Origin of the sequence: Corynebacterium sp. MSK122, from assembly GCF_030229435.2 — a bacterium.
In the GTDB taxonomy this organism is placed as follows: Bacteria; Actinomycetota; Actinomycetes; order Mycobacteriales; family Mycobacteriaceae; genus Corynebacterium; species Corynebacterium marquesiae.
On record NZ_JASPHV020000062.1, the window covers coordinates 1 to 884 of the forward strand.

Below are 884 nucleotides of genomic sequence, written 5' to 3' on the forward strand. Positions count from 1 at the left end.
GAGCGGTGTGGACCAAAATCTGGTCGAATAACCCCACTGAACGGCTCAATAGGGAGATCCGCCGGCGTACCGATGTCGTAGGAATCTTCCCAAACCGAGACGCTGTTGTGCGCCTTGTTGGGGCGGTGTTGGCCGAACAGCACGATGACTGGATCCAACAGAAGCGTTATATGTCACTGACCAGCCTGGCACAGACCAAAGAGATCATCGCCGCTGGGGTCATCGACGAGGACCGCGACAACAACCAGGAGATCGCCGCGTGAATACCCTCACCCCTTATCCCCGAGATGGCCCCTAAACCACCGCCATGAAACTAACCCCAGATTCGAAAACAGATACACCACTACCCAGGACTTGACCTTTTCCGGGCGTGTTGCGGTTATTTGATCCAGCCTTTTTGGATGCCGAGGTTGTGTTGGTAGCTGGTGTCGATGGCGGTGTCGTATTCTGCTGGTGCACCGATGTCATTGGTAGTGGCTGTGGTGTTGTGGGTGATCAGGTCTGTTGCTGTGGAAAGTGCGTCTTGACCCCATCGTTGGTCCCTGGCGATCTTGACCGGATCGTCAGGGACTTCTGTATGTAGATACAGCCACCAATCCATCACTGTGCGTTGATGCGGTAGTGATAGTCCGCGGTGTCTGCGGGCTAGTTCTTTTATGGGGGCGTTGATGCCACCTTCGAGGCTGTTTGTTGTTGCTGCAAGGTTGTCGGGGTCGATGGTTGTTGGTGGGGGTTGCAGGTAGGTAAACAGCAGGTCTGAAGTGCCCCGGGTTTTGTTCCTAGGCATTTGCCTTGATTTCTATTATTGCTTGCGGCGGGTGCTGGTCCCAAAATTCGGTTTCCACTTCGACCGGGGTTCGGTATCCCAAGCTTTGGTGAAGCCT

Annotated in this window: 1 protein-coding gene and 1 pseudogene; one reads left to right on the forward strand and one right to left on the reverse strand. The window is 54.6% G+C overall.

Going from position 1 to position 884, the window contains the following annotated elements; genetic code table 11:
• Window positions 1–263, forward strand: a 263-nt coding sequence (locus tag QP934_RS11445) for a transposase (RefSeq protein ID WP_419127585.1), incomplete at its 5' end; no start/stop codon positions are given.
• A 116-nt stretch (window positions 264–379) separates the two neighbouring features.
• Here the strand turns inward: QP934_RS11445 and QP934_RS11450 are convergent.
• Window positions 380–760: pseudogene (locus QP934_RS11450) on the reverse strand (IS1249 family transposase); the annotation flags it as partial.
• Window positions 761–884 lie beyond the last annotated feature (124 nt).